We start from the raw sequence: 3,639 nt of genomic DNA on the forward strand, positions 1-3,639 counted from the left end.
GTGCGGGTCCCTTCTGCGCAGGCCCCTTCTCCGCGGGCCCTTCTCCGCCGCTTCTTCTGCGCCCGGCCTCTTTCTGTGCCGCTCCCCTCCCTCCGCCTGANAGCGGTTGAGGGCGCCCCTATTCGCTTTCAGGCGCGGAGGGGAGGCGCAGAAGAGGAGCGCGGAGAGGGAGGGAAAGAGGCGGAGAGAGTGGGCCAAGCGATGAACGAGCGAGGGCCGAACGAGGGCCGAACGACGGACAAGCAAGAGCCGATCAGCCGCAATCGCCCCTACCGCGCCTTTTGCATCGGCGTCGCGCGGAAAAGGACACAGCCGCCAATCGCCAGCAAACAGGCGCAGGCAGCGAAAAGGGCGCTGAGCCGCCCGAGGCCCCAGTCGCAAGCAAGGGCGAGAACAAAGTCGGTCGCCAGGGCCGCAACGGTAAGAATCGCCGTCACAAGGCCGCAGACCACCGCCGGCCGACCGCGGCTGGCAACGGCCCCTGGACTCGCCCATTCATAGCGCGGATTCGACACGTCGAGGTACAGANCCAGATTGGCCGTGAACCAGAACGAGGCGCAGGGGAGAAAAACGCACAGGCCAACCANCTGGCACGGCGCACCCCCTACGGCCATAAGGACCACACAGGTCAGGGAGACCGTCGCGCACATGACGCACGATACCTGCCCCCAGCAGGGAAAACGCGCCCAAGGCCAAGGCGGGCACCAGCAGGGAGCAGGCAACAACGGCGGCCATATGCACGGGGGAAAGCAGGACCGCATCGCATGACGCGGCCCCTCCCCAGAGAGGCACAACCAGCCAAGCCGCAAAGAACGCGCCCGCGAGATACAGAGGAACAAGGCGCGTCACCACGTGGACCCACTCAGGGATGGGCAAGCTCATGGAAAAGCGGTAGTCCTCGGCGGCAAACAGCGCGTCTGCGGCCGCGGGAAACGAGGCCACCGCCCCACACGCCAAGGCGAGAAGCGCCGAGAGCACGGGCAGCGCGATTCCGGCACCTACGGCTTGAAGGCTGAAGCCGCAATAGCCCATGAAACACAGGACGAGGACGCAGGCGACTCCGGACAGAAGCAAAGCTGCAGCGCGTCCTGGAACGGATGCTTTTTGGCACTTCTCGGGGCGAGCGTAAACAGCTTTGAGCTGCACCAACAGGACCGTGAGAAACAGCCGCATCGGACTCTCCTCTCCTCTTCTCTTCTGNGCCTGCTCCCCCGCCCCCCGCGCCTGAAAGCGGTCGAGGGCGCCCTCGACCGCTTTCAGGCGCAGAAGGGGACGCGGGGGAGCAGGGCCGGGAGCCACGGCCGGAGGCGGGGCGCGGCCGCCCGCGCTACAGCGGCTCCAGGGGCCCCACGCGGCCCCCCTCCACCCGCACGCGGTGCGTGAAGCCCAGCGAGGCCGGGTCGGCCGGCAGGTCGTGGACCACCGACAGCACCACGGGCGCGGCCGAGGCGTTGGCCTCGGAGAGGGCCGCGGCGGCCGAGGCCGGGTCGAGCCCGGCGCAGGCCTCGTCGAGCAGCAGGGCCTCGGGGGCGGCCAGGAGGCCGCGCAGGAGGTGCAGACGCCTGGCCTCCCCTCCCGACAGCGACGACGCCGGGGCGCGCGGGTCCTCGGCCAGGCGGGCGGCCAGGGGGCCGAGCACCCCGGGCCAGGCGGAGGCCGCCTCCCGGGCGGCGGCCAGGGCGTCGCCGGAGCCGCCGGGGTCCATGCAGCCGGCCAGGTCGGGGGCGGCCCGGAAGACGGCCTGGGTCACCAGGCACACCCGGCCGGCCCGGTCCTCGGCCGGCCCCAGGGGCTCCCCGCCCAGCCACACGGCGCCCGAGGCCGCCGCGGTGCCGGCCAGGGCCCGCAGAAGGGTGGTCTTTCCCGCCCCCGAGGGGCCCTCCACGAGCACCCGGGCGCCNGCGGGCACGGCCAGGCGGGCCCCGGAGAGCACCTCGCCGCCGCCCTCGGCCGCGACCGTGAGGCCCTCGCAGGCCAGGCCGTCGGCGGGGGCGGGGGCGGCGAGACCTGCGGCCGCAGCGTCTTCCCCGTCGTCCAGTTCTTCCTCCTGGGACAGGTCCTTGATCTTCTTCACGAGCGCCCGATTGGAGATAACGTCCGAGTAGATGGGGGATATCTCCTGNNTCGGGTCTTGCAGCACGGTCATGAGCTGGGCCAGGGCCACGAGCTTGGCCAGGTCCATGGACCCCTGGGCCACGGCCAAGGCCCCCAGGGCCCAGATGCCGTAGGTCACGAGCTTTCCCGAAGCAACGGACAAGGTATAAACCTCTGTCCTCACCATCAGGCGATGCACGAAGGCCCGCCTCACCCNTTCGTTGGCATCGACCAGCGCCTGCCACGCGCGCTCAGCGCAACGACAAGAGACAAGGGACTCCATACCGTCGGTGATGCGGGAGGCCTCCGCGANGAGCACCGCAACCCTGTCAGAGGTACGGCGTTGGGCCTCAGAGAGGCGCNTCTGGGCAANCTTGGGAAGGATGGCCGAGACCAAGGAAAGGCCCAGCACAAAGGGTATGAACGAGGGGTCGATAAGGCCCGTCGCAATGATCGNGGCCACAAACGTCACCACATCATAGGTTATCCTAAATGTGTAGTAAAAATAATCCGCACCAATCAAGCCGGCATCGTTGACGATTCCAGACCGAAAGGCATCGGGGTTGTGATAGAAGCGGCTCAACCGGGGAACCTTGGTGCCCTTTATCTGGTCCATAACGTTGAGTCGTATATCGGCCTGGTAGCGGCCCACCAGATGATAGGTGAACGCCACCCAGGCGTACTCGGTCAGCGCCCACGGCACGAGATAGGCCACGGCAACCCAAGCCGCCTCGGGATGAGCCGCAAGCTCACCCGAAGTGACCAGGGACACGAGCGCCTGCACCACAAAGGCCATGNCCACGTTCNCGCAGGACGCAATTGCGACGACCACAAGGCAAGAAGTCATCCANAGCGGGTGTCGCCGAAAAAACTCATGGACGTACATCGAGTTATTCCTTTCTTAAGGAATGGGAGAGCACGGCAAGGTTCGACCCGAGCACCCGTTTGAGCACGGAAGGGTCGCATTGGTCACGGCGGCACCATGCGCGGCCGCCGCAGGCCTGCAGCGCCGGGCAACGGACGCAAGACGAATCTTGAAGCGGGTCTGTGGCCTTGATGTCGCTGTAGACCTCGTTAAGCCTCTCGGGGCAATCGACGATGTCCTCGAGAAAGACGCGGGCCTCGGGGGCGTCCATAAGGTCACAGAGGGCCACGGAACCGTCCGCATAGACCTTGCAGGAAAACGGGCCATGGGCCTGGCAGAGCCTTGGGGCCTCTCGACATGGCATCTCTTTTTCTCTCGCAAGAGTAGGAACGGCCGGTCTGCACGACCGGCTTGAACGCAGGATAGGCTTTGCCGAGAAGGGCCTTTTTGAGGCCGTTTTTGACANCTCCCTGACAGACCCTGTCAAAGACCACAAAACACGAGGTAGATTTGTCAGCAAAAGAAAAGAGCGAGACAACCGTGCTCATGGCTTGCCGGAACTTTTGGCAACAATAAATAATCAGTTGTAAGAATATGGCATCCGCCTCTCGGTTCCCCGTGCCGGCCCTGACAACAACTGATTGCCGGATATATCGGCAAACAACAGCCACATATAGCAG

Annotated in this window: 2 protein-coding genes; both read right to left on the reverse strand. The window is 66.1% G+C overall.

The features are described from left to right. Nucleotides 1-1,327 precede the first annotated feature (1,327 nt). The gene (locus JX283_RS07950; protein ID WP_204830097.1) at nt 1,328-2,257 is read right to left on the reverse strand and encodes an ATP-binding cassette domain-containing protein; all 930 of its coding nucleotides are present in this window, start codon (nt 2,255-2,257) and stop codon (nt 1,328-1,330) included. A 727-nt stretch (nt 2,258-2,984) separates the two neighbouring features. Beyond that, entirely contained in the window at nt 2,985-3,230 is a 246-nt protein-coding gene (locus JX283_RS07955; protein WP_204830098.1) for a hypothetical protein, read from the reverse strand. Nucleotides 3,231-3,639: the final 409 nt, after the last annotated feature.

The sequence above is a fragment of the Olsenella sp. CU969 genome, from assembly GCF_905219715.1.
In the GTDB taxonomy this organism is placed as follows: Bacteria; Actinomycetota; Coriobacteriia; order Coriobacteriales; family Atopobiaceae; genus Granulimonas; species Granulimonas faecalis.